At 36.1% G+C, this 15,309-nt stretch carries 17 protein-coding genes, 5 tRNA genes and 1 riboswitch; of the genes, 15 read left to right on the top strand and 7 right to left on the bottom strand.

The features are described from left to right. Positions 1 to 3 precede the first annotated feature (3 nt). From acdB to EHV10_RS06240, 6 genes are all read left to right on the top strand, one after another. Positions 4 to 1,140 (top strand): putative isocaproyl-CoA dehydrogenase AcdB, encoded by a 1,137-nt coding sequence (gene acdB, locus EHV10_RS06265; RefSeq protein ID WP_060930109.1) that lies wholly within the window; start codon positions 4 to 6, stop codon positions 1,138 to 1,140. A gap of 48 nt (positions 1,141 to 1,188) precedes the next feature. Further along, entirely contained in the window at positions 1,189 to 1,977 is a 789-nt protein-coding gene (gene etfB / locus EHV10_RS06260) for an electron transfer flavoprotein subunit beta (protein WP_128673921.1), read from the top strand. Between the two features lie 12 nt (positions 1,978 to 1,989). Then, positions 1,990 to 3,027 (top strand): electron transfer flavoprotein subunit alpha/FixB family protein, encoded by a 1,038-nt coding sequence (locus EHV10_RS06255; protein ID WP_128673920.1) that lies wholly within the window; start codon positions 1,990 to 1,992, stop codon positions 3,025 to 3,027. Between the two features lie 11 nt (positions 3,028 to 3,038). Then, entirely contained in the window at positions 3,039 to 4,181 is a 1,143-nt protein-coding gene (locus tag EHV10_RS06250; RefSeq protein ID WP_060930107.1) for a YkvI family membrane protein, read from the top strand. Between the two features lie 200 nt (positions 4,182 to 4,381). Further along, entirely contained in the window at positions 4,382 to 5,770 is a 1,389-nt protein-coding gene (locus tag EHV10_RS06245) for an APC family permease (RefSeq protein WP_128673919.1), read from the top strand. Position 5,771: 1 nt separating this feature from the next. Further along, entirely contained in the window at positions 5,772 to 7,403 is a 1,632-nt protein-coding gene (locus EHV10_RS06240) for an amidohydrolase (RefSeq protein WP_128673918.1), read from the top strand. Positions 7,404 to 7,848: 445 nt separating this feature from the next. On the opposite strand, the gene ymfI is transcribed toward EHV10_RS06240, so the two are convergent. Together ymfI and EHV10_RS06230 are read right to left on the bottom strand one after the other, a co-directional pair. Continuing rightward, a complete protein-coding gene (gene ymfI / locus EHV10_RS06235; RefSeq protein ID WP_128673917.1) occupies positions 7,849 to 8,568 on the bottom strand; it encodes an elongation factor P 5-aminopentanone reductase in 720 nt (239 codons plus the stop codon). A 718-nt stretch (positions 8,569 to 9,286) separates the two neighbouring features. Continuing rightward, positions 9,287 to 9,754 carry an RrF2 family transcriptional regulator gene (locus EHV10_RS06230; RefSeq protein WP_128673916.1) on the bottom strand — a complete coding sequence of 156 codons (468 nt, stop codon included), beginning with the start codon at positions 9,752 to 9,754 and terminating at the stop codon, positions 9,287 to 9,289. A 246-nt stretch (positions 9,755 to 10,000) separates the two neighbouring features. Here EHV10_RS06230 and EHV10_RS06225 point away from each other — a divergent pair, with 246 nt between their 5' ends. From EHV10_RS06225 to rsfS, 9 genes are all read left to right on the top strand, one after another. Beyond that, positions 10,001 to 10,408: a GerW family sporulation protein gene (locus tag EHV10_RS06225; RefSeq protein ID WP_034213615.1), complete on the top strand. Its 408-nt coding sequence runs from the start codon at positions 10,001 to 10,003 to the stop codon at positions 10,406 to 10,408. 108 nt (positions 10,409 to 10,516) lie between these two features. Then, positions 10,517 to 10,825: a 50S ribosomal protein L21 gene (gene rplU, locus EHV10_RS06220; RefSeq protein ID WP_007592302.1), complete on the top strand. Its 309-nt coding sequence runs from the start codon at positions 10,517 to 10,519 to the stop codon at positions 10,823 to 10,825. 5 nt (positions 10,826 to 10,830) lie between these two features. After that, positions 10,831 to 11,148 (top strand): ribosomal-processing cysteine protease Prp, encoded by a 318-nt coding sequence (locus tag EHV10_RS06215; protein WP_128673914.1) that lies wholly within the window; start codon positions 10,831 to 10,833, stop codon positions 11,146 to 11,148. Continuing rightward, positions 11,149 to 11,439, top strand: coding sequence for a 50S ribosomal protein L27 (gene rpmA, locus EHV10_RS06210; RefSeq protein ID WP_007592297.1), 291 nt, complete (start codon positions 11,149 to 11,151; stop codon positions 11,437 to 11,439). A 61-nt stretch (positions 11,440 to 11,500) separates the two neighbouring features. Then, the gene (gene obgE, locus EHV10_RS06205; protein ID WP_128673913.1) at positions 11,501 to 12,778 is read left to right on the top strand and encodes a GTPase ObgE; all 1,278 of its coding nucleotides are present in this window, start codon (positions 11,501 to 11,503) and stop codon (positions 12,776 to 12,778) included. Positions 12,779 to 12,789: 11 nt separating this feature from the next. Further along, a complete protein-coding gene (gene yhbY / locus EHV10_RS06200; RefSeq protein WP_128673912.1) occupies positions 12,790 to 13,086 on the top strand; it encodes a ribosome assembly RNA-binding protein YhbY in 297 nt (98 codons plus the stop codon). A gap of 1 nt (position 13,087) precedes the next feature. Then, a complete protein-coding gene (gene nadD / locus EHV10_RS06195) occupies positions 13,088 to 13,696 on the top strand; it encodes a nicotinate-nucleotide adenylyltransferase (RefSeq protein WP_128673911.1) in 609 nt (202 codons plus the stop codon). After that, positions 13,689 to 14,282: a bis(5'-nucleosyl)-tetraphosphatase (symmetrical) YqeK gene (gene yqeK / locus EHV10_RS06190; protein WP_128673910.1), complete on the top strand. Its 594-nt coding sequence runs from the start codon at positions 13,689 to 13,691 to the stop codon at positions 14,280 to 14,282. Before nadD ends, yqeK begins: the two co-directional genes overlap by 8 nt. Continuing rightward, complete coding sequence (gene rsfS, locus EHV10_RS06185; protein WP_128673909.1) at positions 14,283 to 14,621, top strand: ribosome silencing factor; 339 nt, start codon at positions 14,283 to 14,285, stop codon at positions 14,619 to 14,621. It begins immediately after the preceding gene. A gap of 29 nt (positions 14,622 to 14,650) precedes the next feature. Here the strand turns inward: rsfS and EHV10_RS06180 are convergent. The 5 genes from EHV10_RS06180 to EHV10_RS06160 all read right to left on the bottom strand — a co-directional run bounded on the left by EHV10_RS06180 (position 14,651) and on the right by EHV10_RS06160 (position 15,093). Continuing rightward, positions 14,651 to 14,723 (bottom strand) — tRNA-Thr (locus EHV10_RS06180). Between the two features lie 39 nt (positions 14,724 to 14,762). Continuing rightward, positions 14,763 to 14,834 (bottom strand) — tRNA-Glu (locus EHV10_RS06175). A gap of 25 nt (positions 14,835 to 14,859) precedes the next feature. Continuing rightward, positions 14,860 to 14,931: transfer RNA gene (locus tag EHV10_RS06170), tRNA-Glu, on the bottom strand. Positions 14,932 to 14,938: 7 nt separating this feature from the next. After that, a tRNA-Pro gene (locus tag EHV10_RS06165) sits at positions 14,939 to 15,012 on the bottom strand. A gap of 10 nt (positions 15,013 to 15,022) precedes the next feature. Then, positions 15,023 to 15,093: transfer RNA gene (locus tag EHV10_RS06160), tRNA-Trp, on the bottom strand. A gap of 112 nt (positions 15,094 to 15,205) precedes the next feature. After that, a riboswitch (TPP riboswitch) is annotated at positions 15,206 to 15,305 on the top strand. The last annotated feature ends 4 nt before the right edge of the window (positions 15,306 to 15,309 follow it).

The raw sequence follows: 15,309 nt of genomic DNA, 5'->3' as shown, positions 1-15,309 counted from the left end.
AATATGATTTTAAAAAAAGAACACGAATTGCTAAGAAAAACTATCAGAGATTTTGTAGAAAGAGAGATGTCTACTTATCCTGATGAGGTTGATAAAACCGGAAAAATACCGGAGGAAGTTATTGATAAACTGGTAAAGTATAAGTTTATTTCATCAATAATTCCAAAGGAATATGGTGGTGCAGGAGCGGATTATGTTTCTTATGCCATAATTATGGAAGAAATCAGTAGGAGATGTGCGTCTACCGGAACATATATCACAGCCGGATCATCTCTTGTTGCACTTCCTTTGGTAAACTTTGGAACACCTGAACAAAAAGAAAAGTATTTACGACCACTTGCAGAAGGAAAATACGTTGGAAGTTTTGGATTAACAGAACCGGGAGCAGGATCAGATGCAGGAGCAGGACAGACAATTGCTATTGATAAGGGTGAATATTATGAATTAAGCGGAAGAAAATGTTTTATAACTAACGCCCCTATTTGTGATTTTGCAATAATTTCCGCAATGACGGATAAAAGTAAGGGAACTAAGGGAATAAGTACTTTTATAGTTGAATCTAAATGGGATGGCTTTTCAGTCGGTGCGCATGAAGATAAGATGGGAATTCGTGGTACAGAAACTTCAGATATTATATTAGATAAAGTAAAGGTGCCTAAGTCTAATTTGCTTGGAGGAGAAGGCCGTGGTTTTAAGATAATGCTGAATACATTGGATTACGGACGAATTGGAGTCGCAGCACAGGCTCTTGGAGTTGCACAAGGAGCATTGGATGAAGCGATAAAATACACTCAAGAAAGAATTCAGTTTAATAGACCTTTAGCAAAATTCCAAAATACACAGTTTACTATTGCAGATATGGCTACAAAGGTTCAGGCCGCAAGATTGCTTGTGTATGATGCAGCTATGAAAAAAGATAGTGGCGGAGTACCAGGACTTGAGTCAGCTATGGCAAAATATTATGCAGCAGAAACAGCAAACGAGGTTGCATATAAAGCACTACAACTCCATGGAGGATACGGATATATCAAGGATTATCCTATTGAGAGAATATATAGAGATGCAAGGATTTTGTCAATTTATGAAGGAACATCACAGGTACAACAAATGGTTATTGCAGGCCATGTGATAAAAAAGTAATAAAATAACAAGCTTATAGTTTATTTTAATTAACATGGAGGATTTATTTTGAGAATTATAGTATGTGCAAAACAGGTACCTGATACTACAGAAGTGCGTATAGATCCTAAGACAAATACGCTTATAAGAGACGGTGTACCTAGTATTTTAAACCCGGATGATGCAAACGCCTTAGAGGCGGCATTAACAATAAAAGATAAGTTACCGGATACAATAGTAAGTGTTATTTCTATGGGACCACCACAGGCTGAAAACATGCTCAGAGAGTGCTTGGCTATGGGTGCGGATGAAGCATATTTGATTTCAGACAGAGCATTCGGCGGATCGGATACATGGGCTACATCAAATGCATTGGCATCAGCATGTCGCAAGTTGAAAGATTATGATTTTATATTTGGTGGAAGACAGGCAATAGATGGAGATACAGCTCAAGTAGGGCCGCAGACAGCAGAAAAACTTGGAATTCCACAGATAACATATGTGCAGGATATTGTATTAAATGACGATAATACTGTAACAGTACAAAGACAGTTGGAAGATGGGTATGAAGTAATAAAGGTGAAGTCACCGGCGATGTTGACTGCTGTTAAAGAATTAAACAGTCCGAGATACATGAGTGTTGATAGAATATTTGAAGCTATGAAGATGGATATAACACGTTGGAATATTGACGATTTGGATGTATCACCAACAGATGTAGGTCTTAAGGCTTCTCCTACAAGAGTATATAAGTCCTTTACTCCACCGGCTAAGGGAAATTCTGTTATGCTTGAAGGAAGCGTAAAAGATATGGTTGAACAATTGGCTATCAAGTTTAAACATCATCACATTATCTGATAGGAGGAAGGCATGGATAACAGAGATATAAAATCATTTAAAGGAGTGTGGGTATTTGCCGAACAGCGTCAGGGGGTACTTACACCTGTAGTTATTGAACTTTTGGGAGAAGGAAAGAAACTGGCAAGTAAGATTGGCGTTGAGCTATGTGCATTTCTTTCAGGAGATAATGTTGATGATTTGATACCTGAGCTTATACAGCATGGAGCTGATAAAGTATATTATGTAAATAACAAGTTATTACATAATTATACAACAGATGGTTATGCAAAGGTGTTGGAAAAGGCAGTAGAAGAATATAAGCCTGAGATAATTCTTATTGGAGCAACCCATATAGGTAGAGATTTGGCGCCAAGAATTGCTTCAAAACTTAATACAGGACTTACTGCAGATTGTACAAAGCTTGAAATAGATGAAGAAGATGGAAAGCTTCTGCAGACAAGACCTGCATTTGGTGGTAATTTGATGGCAACTATTATTTGTCCTGAAACAAGACCTCAAATGTGTACAGTTCGTCCGGGAGTTATGGATAAAGCTATAAAAGATACATCAAGAACAGGAGATATTATTGACTTAAAGGTTGATTTATCCGGGGAAGATATAAGAACGGAAGTATTAGATATAATAAAAATAAAAAAGGATATGATTCCTTTAACTGATGCGGATATTATAGTATCAGGTGGAATGGGAATAAAGAATGCGGACGGCTTCAAACTATTAAAGGAACTAGCAGATATTTTAGGAGGCACTATAGGTGCTTCAAGAGCTACAGTTGACGCCGGATGGATTGACAGATCTAGACAAGTTGGACAAACAGGAACAACTGTACGTCCGAAAGTATATATTGCATGTGGTATTTCAGGTGCTATACAGCATTTGGCCGGTATGCAAGATTCGGGAATTATTGTTGCTATTAATACAAATCCTAATGCACCTATATTTGATGTAGCTGATTATGGTATTGTGGGAGATATATACGAAGTAGTTCCACAACTAATAGAGCTTTTAAAGGATGGTGCTCGTTTAGAAGAATTACTTAATAAAGGTTAAGGAGGAAGTATATGGATAAGAATACTTCTCAAAAATCAGCTTTAGGGGCGATGTTTTCAGTTGCTGCAGTTTGGTTTGGTACACATGTAGGTGGAGGATTTGCAACAGGTAATCAAACTGTACAGTATTTTGTAAAGTATAGATTTACAGCCCTGTTTATGCCGGCATTGGTAATAATACTTTTGGGATGGTGCTATTATAATGGTGCAGTAATGGCTAAGAATCACAAAGCTTTCCGTTATGATGAATTGGCACATCATTTGTATGCTCCATTTTCATCTGCAGGTAAATTGTTTTTTGACATTGCTTTCTTCGTATTGGTTGTAGTAGGTGCCGGTATTGCAATTGCAGGTGGAGGAAAGTTGTTTGCAAGCCTTTGGGGATTGAACTTTTACATCGGTTGTATAATAACAGGAGCTATTTTCTTTGTTCTGACTATATTTGGAGCAGGGCTTGTTAGAAAGGCATCCACCATTATAACAATTATGATTTTGGTTTGCCTTATTGCACTATTGATCCCGGGATTATCACTTGGACAGGCAGGAATAAGTGAAGTTGCTGCAACAAAGCATGTAGAAGGATCATTAGGAACTGCAATATGGAACGGATTGTTGTATGCCGGATTCCAAAGCTTGGTAGTTGCATCTATCATCAGTACATCTCAGCTTCTTGATACAACAAAAAAATGCATGGGATTTGCTATAATCGGAACTGTTATAAATGGTCTTATGACAGCACTTTGTGCAATAATGATATTAGGAAATATGAATGCGCTCACACAACTTGAAGATGGTATGAGTCTTCCGATTTTCAATATAGCTAAATTTATAAATGCACCAATTTTGTTATATGCATATTCAGTTATATTGTTCTGCGCCTTTGTATCAACAGGTGTAGGAGTAGTCTTTGGCCTTGTAACAAGATTTGAGAAAGTTGGATTTAAATCATTAAATATCGAGCAAAGAAGAATAATTATATCACTCATTTCAATTGTAATAGCTACATTGTTATCATTTGCAGGACTTACAAAGCTTATAGCTGTAGGTTATGGATGGATTGGTAGAGTTTGTGTATTTTTGCTTGTAATTCCTTTGGCAGTTGTGGCTCCTATAAAGAACGCAAAGTTTAAAAAGGAACACCCTGAAGTGGAATAAAATTTATAACTTAGGTTTATTATATAAGAGATATGGTAAACCTAAGTTTTTTTATAATTAAAAGTTATTTGGATATGAATAGTAAAATTTATCTTATTACTTTTGATAAGGTTGTGGTTATAAATTGTATGATGTTGAATAAATAATGTAAAACAAATACAATTAAGAATATAAAAAATATATAGGAGAAATGACAATATATGAGTGACAATCAAAAATTATCTTCACTGACTACGGAGCAAACAGAATTTAAGCGTGAAATCGGTGTGTTTGGTGGAATAAGCATTATTGGTGGTATCATGATTGGCTCAGGTATATTTTATCTTGGGTCATATGTATTACAAAGAACGGGAATGAATAGTGGATTAGCATTGATTTGTTGGATACTTGCAGGTATTGTATCTTTAGTAGCAGGACTATGCTATGCGGAGCTTGGAACTGCAATGCCAAAAGCCGGTGGAAGAGTAATATATCTTAATGAGGCTTTTCATCCCGTAGTTGGATTTATGGCAGGTTTTACCGATTGGTTACTTGGTGGACCGGGTTCTATTGCTGCAGTTGCTATTGCTCTTATGAATGTTGCAAAATCTTTCTTTCATATTAGTGATTTCGGTATAAAGGTTGCAGCTATTATACTTATTGTTGGCGCTACCATCTATAATTTAGTTGGTGTTAAAGTTGCCTCTGCCGTACAAAGCCTTTCAATGGTGGCAAAACTTGTGCCTATTGCAATGGTTATGTTTGTTGCATTATTTGTTGGAAAAGTAAGTCCGGATCTTTCGCTTGGATCGGCAAGTACTTATGCAATAGAACATAATACAAATGTTATATCAATGTTAGCTATTGCAATTGTAGCTGCACTTTGGGCATATGAGGGGTGGAGTAATCTAAATACTGTTGCTGAAGAGATAAAAAATCCCAAAAAAAATTTACCATTGGCGATCATTATAGGGATAGGTGGAGTGACTGTTTTATATGCATTATTTAATTTTGCAATTATGAAAGTATTGCCACATGAAAAGATTGTAGAAATGATAAATAATGATGATTTGTATCTTGGAACAGCAGTTGCAAAAACAGTTTTAGGAAATGCAGGTGGAATAATTGTTTCAATAGGAATGATATTCGCCATGTTTGGTACCATGAATGGAATGGTTCTTGCACAACCTAGAATGTATTATGCAATGGCAGAAGAAGGGCATTTTTTCAAGAGTTTTAAAAAACTTCATCCAAAGTATAAAGTCCCAACTGTACCAATTATTGTTCAATGTATTTTCTCTGTAGTATTAGTATTACTTAGAAATTTGGATCAGTTGACAAATCTTGTGGTAATAAGTGGAATGATATTTAATGTGTTGGTTATACTGGCACTTCCTATATTGAGACACAAGTATCCCGATATAGATAGACCTTACAAAGTGTGGTTGTATCCTATATCTGTTATTGTGGTTGCATTGGTATTCGTAGGGCTTTTGATTCAAGGTATTATAGAAGATCCAATAAACGGTTCATTGGGGCTTTTAGTTCCTGCAGCAGGTGCTGTTGTTTACTTTGTTTTTGATAAAAGAATAAAGAGTGAGGCGAAGTAATATGAGAAAATTACTGTTTAATGCAAAGGTTTATGTTGAAAAAGGTAAGTTTGCAGAAGCTGTTCTGGTAGAAAATGATAAAATTGTTGCTGTGGGTAGTAATGATGAGATTAAAAAAATTTTAGATGATAAGCAAAAGATAGAAGTAATTGATTGCAAGGGGAAAACTCTTATTCCGGGGTTGAATGACTCACATTTACATTTTATGCAATTTGGGGAGACAAGAAATCAAGCTATGATAGAGAGTGTTACTTCAATAGATGAAATGATTGAAATTTGTAAAGAATTTGCAAGTTCACACCCGAATTATGTGAAAGAAGGGCTTCATGCTATAGGTTGGAATCAAGATAATTTTATAGAAAGTAATAGATTACCTGATAAAAATGATTTAGATAAGATAAGCACTGAATTCCCTGTTGTTTTAGAGAGAGTATGTGGTCATATAATATCTACTAATTCAAAACTTTTAGAAATATTAGATATAGAAAATAATAAGGACCTGTTTAAAGATGGAGACTTTCTTGTAGGAGAGGATGGAAAGCCTAACGGCATTTTTACAGGGAACGGTTGCAATATTGCAAAACGCTTGATTCCTGATTTTTCATTGGAAGAACGTAGAAAAATCTTGATTGAAACTATGGAATATGCAGTAGCACATGGACTTACAAGTGTGCAGAGTAATGATGTTGGAACAACATTTATGGATGGACCGGGCGCTTTTAAACTTTTTCATGATATATATGATAAAGGAGAAGGGCTGCTTAGATATAGGCATCAAGTATGTTTTAACAATGTAGAAGACTTTAAAGAGTACTTAGAAAATGGTGAATATGTACATGGGGTTTACCCAAAAGATTCTTGGCTGACTCTTGGACCTTTAAAATTGTTTAAAGATGGAAGTCTTGGTGCCAGAACGGCTTTTATGACAGATGGATATGTGGGTAGACCTAATGACCATGGACTTGAATGGATTAGTGTTGAGGATATGGATAGGTACTGCAAGTTAGCTAAAGAAAAAGGACTTCAAGTTGTCGCTCATGTTATTGGTGACGAGGCTGTAAAACGTACAATTGATAGTTATGAAAAAGCATTTGTGGATGGTGAAAATAAATTAAGACATGCTTTGATACATTGTCAAATTACAAGTGGTGAGTTAATAGATAGAATCGCTAAACTCAATATACTTGTTTTTGCACAGCCCATATTCTTGGATTACGATATGAAGATTGCTGATAAACTTGTAGGCTCTAAGCTTGCCTCAACTTCATATGCATTTGGAAGTCTAGCCAGAAAAGGAGCACATGTGGCATATGGCACAGATTGTCCTGTAGAAGATTGTAATCCGTTTCCCAATATATATATGGCCGTAACCAGAAAGGATAAAAATGGAAATCCTAAGGAAGGTTATTATCCTAATGAATGTGTCGATGTTGAAACTGCTATTGATGCTTATACATTAGAAAGTGCATACGGAGAGTTTATGGAAGATGTTAAAGGACGTATAAAACCTGGATTTTTGGCGGATATGGTGCTACTGGACAAAGATATTTTTACTGTAGAACATGATGATATAAAAAATATATTGCCTGTATTGACTATGGTCGGTGGTAAAGTTGTATATAAGAAAAATTGAGAAAATATACAGTTTGTCGTGAAATGCCGGAGACACTAAGTTTTATAAGTAACTATAAAACTTCTTATTGGAGCCGTTTAATAAATTAGCAAGATAAAGCATGCCGAAGCTTATCAAGATAAATTCTCAAATTCGTGTTTTATTGGTATATTATCAATAAAAGAATACACATATATTTATATAAGTTCCATATAAGAAAAAATATTATGAGGACAATATTCACAAAGTTATAAAGGAGATATTGACATAAAATTAGTTGCTATTTATAATTGAGTTATTAAAAGATTGTTGAAGAGACTATGAATATATCGGTGGTATTTGATATATTTAAATATTGATATAAAGATATTTTATCTTTATATATAAAGGGCTATCATAAATTCTACAGGAAAGACTTGATTTGAATGACTTATAATGAATCCTGCAGCATATGATAGCCTTTATTTTATGTCCATCCGCCATCCAGAGTGATTATTTGTCCGGTAAGATATTTGGATGTTGCAATTTTGTAGACGAACTCGGCGACCTCATCAGCTTCGCCGCCTCTTCCAAGCGGTATTTCATCAAATATAGTGTTTAATTCATCACTATCAAAATGTTTATTCATTTCAGTATTAATAAATCCCGGAGAAACTGCATTTACTAAAATATTGCTTGGTGCAAGTTCTTTTGCCAGTGCTTTTGTAAAACTGTTTAGACCGCCCTTAGATGCTGAATATGCCACTTCCATAGATGCACCTACATTTCCCCAAACGGATGAAATGTTTATAATATGCCCTTTTTGTTTCTTTAGCATATAAGGAATTATATGCTTTGACATTAAAAAAGCGGATGTGAGATTGGTATTGATTACATTGTTCCACTCATCTATTGACATATCCTGTATCAAGCCGATAAAGGATATACCTGCGTTATTTACCAGTATGTCTACAGATCCTATTTCTTTTGTTGAGGATGATATAAAATCTATTACGGCATTTTCGTTTGTGATATCACAAATGTCTGTATAACATTTTACACCTGTATTTTCAATTGTTTTCTTTGTTTCTGCAAGTCCTTCGGCATCTGTTTTTGCACATCCGATTATATTATATTTATGTTTTGCAAACTCTATTGCAACGGCTCTGCCGATACCGCCGGAAGCACCTGTTATAAGTACATTCATAGTTTTCCTCTTTTTGTGTATTATATTTTATATTAAGGTAAAGAAAAAGATATAATTGAAGTGAATAATGCAGTTCATACCTGAAAAACTGTATTCTATACCTTTTATATAGATTATATAGAAATTCGTGTATAATGGCAATTGTTAGAGAAAGCAGATGTTAAAGAGTGATATAGGAGTTTCATCCAGGTCTTGAGTGAATTTGTTTGGAGTATATAGGAGATTACGATTACAGTAAAAAGCTATCATTTAGATAGCTTTTTTACGTTAAAAATTAAAACAGATAAATAAACTGCAGTTTATACCTCAAAAACCGCAGTTTATACTTTTTTTATAAAAAATCTATATTTACTGCTATAATCATAATTGTCAAAGCCAAGAAATGTTTGAGGAGTCAAACTTTTCATAATATCAATGTTTTATTTTAGAGTGATTGTTACAGTGATATAGTAAAGGCTAAGTGATATTTTGGAGTGTTTTAAGGGTGATTGTAGAGTGTGTTATATAGTTAGAGTGATATAACATAGTTAGAGTGATTTTTAGAGTGATATACCGACGCAAAGATTAGAGTTTTTTAGAGTGATATTAAAATGTTAGAGTAAAATAAAAGGCATGGTGATGCAAGGCGCCATGCCTTTTATTTTTAAACAGTATCTTTTTATTACAAATGTCCTATAGTAACAAATGTGGAAGATGAAACGGTTGCCATATATCACTTTTATGTGATTTTATGACAACCGTTTTTATCATTTAACTCAAGTTCTTTTTCTCTTTTTCGTATATCAAGCTCATCGTCTACCAGATCCTGAAGAGATATATTGTCCACTACATTGTTTATGGCATCTTCAACTTTTTTGAAAAGGTTCTGTGTTACACAAAAGTCTGAATGCACGCAGTAACCGTTGCCGTCAAGACAGTCAACCGGAGAGAGTGAGCCCTCTGTAAGTCTAAGTATTTCGCCAACTGTATATTCTTCTACAGGTTTAATGAGTAAATATCCGCCTTGAGCACCACGAATACTTTTTACAAGCTTAGCCTTTGAAAGAATGGAAACTATCTGCTCCAAGTATTTTTCGGAAATTCCATAGGATTTGGAAACCTGATTTATTTTTGTAGGTGTATCGGAGTTTATTGCAAACTCGACCATCATTTTTAAAGCGTATCTACCTCTAGTAGAAATTTTCATTTGATTCCTCTTTTCTATATAATCTGATGATTTATTTAAGCTGAAAGCTTTTGAAGTTTGAGCGAAATCATCAGTTTAATTTAATTTAATACCTAGTGCATAACTAGGAATTGATACTATCATATCAAATATGAAAATAAATGTAAACTAAGTATGGTGATATTATTATAAATATGTGGTATAATGAAGACTTTAAGAGAGTCTATAAATTTACATATATTATGTTTTACGATAGAAAGGGCAAAGATGGAGAAGAACAGTCGATTTTTTGATAATGCCGAAGCTATATTTAACGGTATGAATACTTTTCTTACAACAAAGACTGTAGTGGGAGAGCCTATTGTTGTAGGTGATACTACAATAATACCATTGGTGGATGTAAGTTGCGGAATGGCAACGGGGACGTTTGAAGAAACCTCAAAGTCAAAGGGGGGTGGCGGAATGAGTGCCAAGATAACACCAAGTGCAATGCTTATTATTCAAGACGGAAGAACAAAGGTTGTGAATATAAAAAATCAGGATGCATTCACTAAAATCCTTGATATGATTCCTGAGCTTATAAATAAGGTTACAAATAAGTCTGATGTAGATAAGGATGCTACAAAGCAGGCAGAGACAATATTAAATGAAAGTGAAAGTAAATATATTGATTGACAATCACTATATTTTTAGTGTATACTAGATAGGTATGCCGCTCAATGTTGGTTTCAAGCCTGTTTCAGGCACCAATTTTGGCGAGTAATGATAATAGGAGGTATCCTTATGTACGCAATTATTGCTACAGGTGGTAAGCAGTATAAGGTTTCTGAAGGAGATATCATTAGAGTAGAGAAACTTGGAAAAGCAGACGGTGAGGCTGTTACATTTGATCAGGTTCTTGCACTAAACGATGGAGAACTTAAAGTTGGAACACCTACTGTAACAGGAGCAAGTGTCAGTGCATCTGTTCTTAAAGAGGGCAAGGCTAAGAAGGTTATTGTATACAAGTACAAGCCTAAAAAAGGTCACCACAAGAAGAACGGCCACAGACAGCAGTTTACAGAAGTTAAGATTGAAAAGATTAATGCATAATCTTTATGATTGATGTTATTGCATTTGCCAAAGACGGCAAATACACCGGTTTGAAAGTTTCAGGACATGCAAACTTTGATGAAGAAGGCAAGGATATAGTATGCGCGGCGGTTTCGGTGCTTACACTGAATTTGGCGAATTCTATTGAACATTTTTGTGATGACGATTTTACGGTCGATTCTGATGACGGCTTCTTTTCTTTGACTTTGCATGATAGAAGTGAAAAATCGGGACTATTACTGGATTCATGTATTCTTGGTCTTATGGATATAGGAGAAGAGTACGGAGATTTTATCAAGATTAATTTACAGGAGGTCAAGTAAATGTTAAAAATGAACCTTCAGCTTTTCGCTCATAAAAAGGGAGTTGGATCTACAAAGAACGGTCGTGACTCTGAGTCAAAAAGACTTGGTGCTAAGAGAGCAGACGGACAGTTTGTTTTAGCTGGAAATATACTATATAGACAGAGAGGTACAAAGATTCATCCAGGACTTAATGTAGGTCGTGGTGGTGATGATACTTTGTTCGCTACAGTTGATGGTGTAGTTCGTTTTGAAAGAAAGGGCAGAGACAAAAAGCAGGTTTCTGTTTACCCAAGAGCTATTGCTGAATAAGAGTTGAGACGGGAGGCTTCATACAGATGTATGAGGCCTTCTTTAATACAAAGAGGTATTTATGTTTGCTGATAGTGCAAAAATTTTTATAAAGTCCGGTAAGGGCGGAGACGGTCATGTAAGCTTTAGAAGAGAGCTTTTTGTGGCTGCCGGCGGTCCTGACGGTGGTGACGGTGGAAAAGGCGGAGATATCATTTTTGAAGTAGATGAAGGTTTGAACACGCTCACCGATTTTAGAATGAAGAGAAAATATGTGGCAGGAGACGGTGAACCGGGTGGTAAGAGAAAATGCCATGGTGCGGATGCCAAGAGTCTGACGCTTAAGGTACCCGAAGGTACTGTAATAAAAGACTTTGAAACCGGCAAGGTTATTGCCGATATGTCAGGCGAAAATAAAAGAGAGGTAATCCTTAGAGGCGGTAAAGGTGGATTCGGAAATATGAATTTTGCTACCGCAACTATGCAGGTACCTAAGTTTGCAAAGCCGGGGCAGCCCGGAAAAGAGATGTTTGTTCTCTTGGAGTTAAAGGTTATAGCTGATGTAGGTCTTGTAGGATTCCCTAATGTAGGTAAGTCTACACTTCTCTCAAGAGTAAGTAATGCAAAGCCTAAGATTGCTAATTACCACTTTACAACACTTGATCCACACCTTGGTGTAGTGGATGTAAAGGGTGCGGGAGGTTTTGTTATGGCGGATATTCCGGGACTTATAGAGGGTGCCAGTGAAGGTGTGGGCCTTGGACATGATTTCCTCAGGCATATTGAAAGAACCAAGGTACTTGTACATGTGGTGGATGCGGCTTCTACTGAAGGCAGAGATCCTGTAGAGGATATAAAAACCATCATGAATGAGCTGAAGAGTTATGATGAGAGTCTGCTTGAAAGACCGCAGCTCATTGCCGCAAATAAAATAGATGCAATCTATGACGAAGAAAACAGTCAAATAGAGAGAATAAAGGAGGCTTTCCCTGATATTAAAGTATTTCCTATATCAGGAGTAAGCGGTAAGGGTATACAGGAGCTTCTCTATGAACTGGTAAATATTTTAAGTACAATCGACAGAACTGTTAAAGTTTTTGAGAAAGAGTTTGAAGTAGATTATTCAAGCGATAAGAATCTTCCGTTTACAGTTGAAATCGATGAGGACGGAGTGTTCGTGGTAGAAGGTCCAAGAATTGAGAAGATGCTTGGATATACAAACCTTGATTCTGAAAAGGGATTTGATTTCTTCCAGAAATTCTTAAAGACATCAGGTGTTTTGGAAAAACTGGAAGAGGCAGGAATAGTTGATGGAAATACTGTTCGTATGTATGGCCATGAGTTTGACTATTATAAGTAAATAGGAGAAAAATGAATAGTAGACAAAGAGCATATTTAAAGGGACTGGCTATGAACCTTGACCCTATAATGCAAATAGGTAAAGCTTCTCTTACAGAGGAGAATGTTGCAGCTGTTGCAGAGGCTATGGAGCCCAGAGAGTTAATAAAGATATCTGTTTTGAAAAACTGTGCCGACGATCCTAAGATAATTGCAGCAGAAATTGCAAAGCTTACAAGAAGTGAAGTGGTACAGGTTATAGGAAAGAAGATAGTGCTTTATAAACAGGCTGATGAGCCTAAGAACAGAAAGATAAACCTTCCGAAATAATATGAAGAAGATTGGTATTCTTGGCGGTACATTCGATCCGATACATTCGGGACATTTGATATTGGCAGAGGAAGCAAAAGAGTTATGTAATCTTGATGAAGTATGGTTTATGCCTGCAAAGACGCCTCCACATAAGCTCGGAAAAAAGATCAGTGAATTTTCGCGGAGAAAATCCATGATTGAATTGGCGATACAGGGGCATAGCGGACTTTGCTGTTCAGATTTTGAAAATACTTTAGAAGGTAATTCCTACACTTTTAATACTCTGGAAAAACTTCAGGGTAAGTATATTGATGACGAGTTTTACTTTATTATGGGGGCGGATTCTTTTTATGAGATTGAGACTTGGAAAAATCCTGATATCATATTGAAGATAGTAAAATTGATAGTGGCATCAAGGGATTACAGCAATGAAAATCTTACTTTGAAAAAGCATTTTGAGTATCTGAAAAGTAAATATGAAATTAAAGGTATTTACTTTTTGGATACTATGGATATTGATATTTCTTCAACTCGGATAAGGGAATTGGCCGGAGGCGGAGAAAGTATTTCAAAGTATGTTCCTGAGAGTGTTTGCAGATATATAGAAGAGAATAAATTATATGTTTGATTTTAGTCGAGAAAATATAGACCTTATAAAGGCTGATGTGAAGGAAAAATTGCCGAAAAAAAGATATGAGCATACTCTTGGTGTGGCTTATACATCGGCTGCCTTGGCTATGCGTTATGGAGAGGATATTGTAAAGGCGGAACTTGCAGGTATTTTGCATGATGTTGCAAAGGGAGAGAAGGTTTCGAAGCTTAAAGATGATATGGATGGGTTTGTTGATCCTTATACCGATAAATCTTATGTTGCTTTGGTGTCAGATAAAGCGCCGCAAATCCTTCATGCAATATATGCACCTTTTTTGGCAAGGAAAAACTATAATATAGAAGATAAAGATATCTTGTCGGCAATAAGATGGCATACAACAGGCAAAAAAGATATGAGTATGTTGGAAAAAATTGTATTTGTTGCAGACTATATAGAGCCTAACAGAAAACAATTACCTGGTCTTGATGAGATAAGAAAACTGGCATTTGAGGATATAACAAAAGCGATAGGAAGAATTGCAAATTCAACCATTGAGTATTTGAGCAGTCAGGATATGTATATAGATAAATTTACATATGAATTGAGAGATGAAGAGGTGTAGATGGAAATAAAAGAAATTGTAAAAAAGATTTATAATATAATTGATGACAAAAAAGGCGAAGATATCAAGGTTATTGATATAACAAAAGTAAGTTCTGTAGCGGACTATTTTATAATAGCCAGTGCAAATAATGTAAATCAGGTTCAGGCTATATCTGATGAAATCGATTTTATTTTGGGTAGAGAAGGAATTGTTCCGCATGCTATAGAAGGAAATAAGAATGCAACATGGATGTTGATTGATTACAGGGATATTGTTGTTCATATTTTCCTTAGAGAAGACAGAGCTTTCTATGATCTTGACAGAATCTGGAGAGACGGAATAGAAGTGGAAATGTAAACAAAGCTGCCTTTTGGCAGCTTTGTTTAAGCTCGCGATCGGACTCGAACCGACGACCTACTCATTACGAATGAGTTGCACTACCAACTGTGCTACACAAGCATGTATATGAATAAAGGAAGAGTTTCACTCTTCCTTTAATGACCAATCCGGGAATCGAACCCGGGTTTGCGCCGTGAGAGGGCGCCGTCTTAGCCGCTTGACCAATTGGCCCTATAACGGGATATTTACTTTTTGATGACCAATCCGGGAATCGAACCCGGGTTTGCGCCGTGAGAGGGCGCCGTCTTAGCCGCTTGACCAATTGGCCTTATAAATCGAGGTGACAAGATTCGAACTTGCGACCTCAGCGTCCCGAACGCTGCACTCCACCAAACTGAGCCACACCTCGAGATTTAAAGCAGGGGAAGAGGGGCTCGAACCCCCATTTACGGTTTTGGAGACCGTTGCTCTACCATTGAACTATTCCCCTCTGTAAGGTACTTTGATACTATACCAGTTAAGCTTAAATCTGTCAACTAAAAGTTTTTATTTTTCAAAAAAAATTTGATTGAAATTTTTCGGATTCGTATTATAATCAAAGTAAATATTTGAAGGGGTGCTGATACGGCTGAGAGAGGTTTTTACCTTAACCCATAACCTGATCCGGGTAATGCCGGCGTAGGAAAAAAAGACTGCCGTAGAGCAG

The sequence above is a fragment of the Lachnoanaerobaculum gingivalis genome (genome assembly GCF_003862475.1).
Classification (GTDB): domain Bacteria; phylum Bacillota; class Clostridia; order Lachnospirales; family Lachnospiraceae; genus Lachnoanaerobaculum; species Lachnoanaerobaculum gingivalis.
Note: the sequence above shows the minus strand (reverse complement) of the source record. Positions and strands in the feature narration are given on the sequence as shown.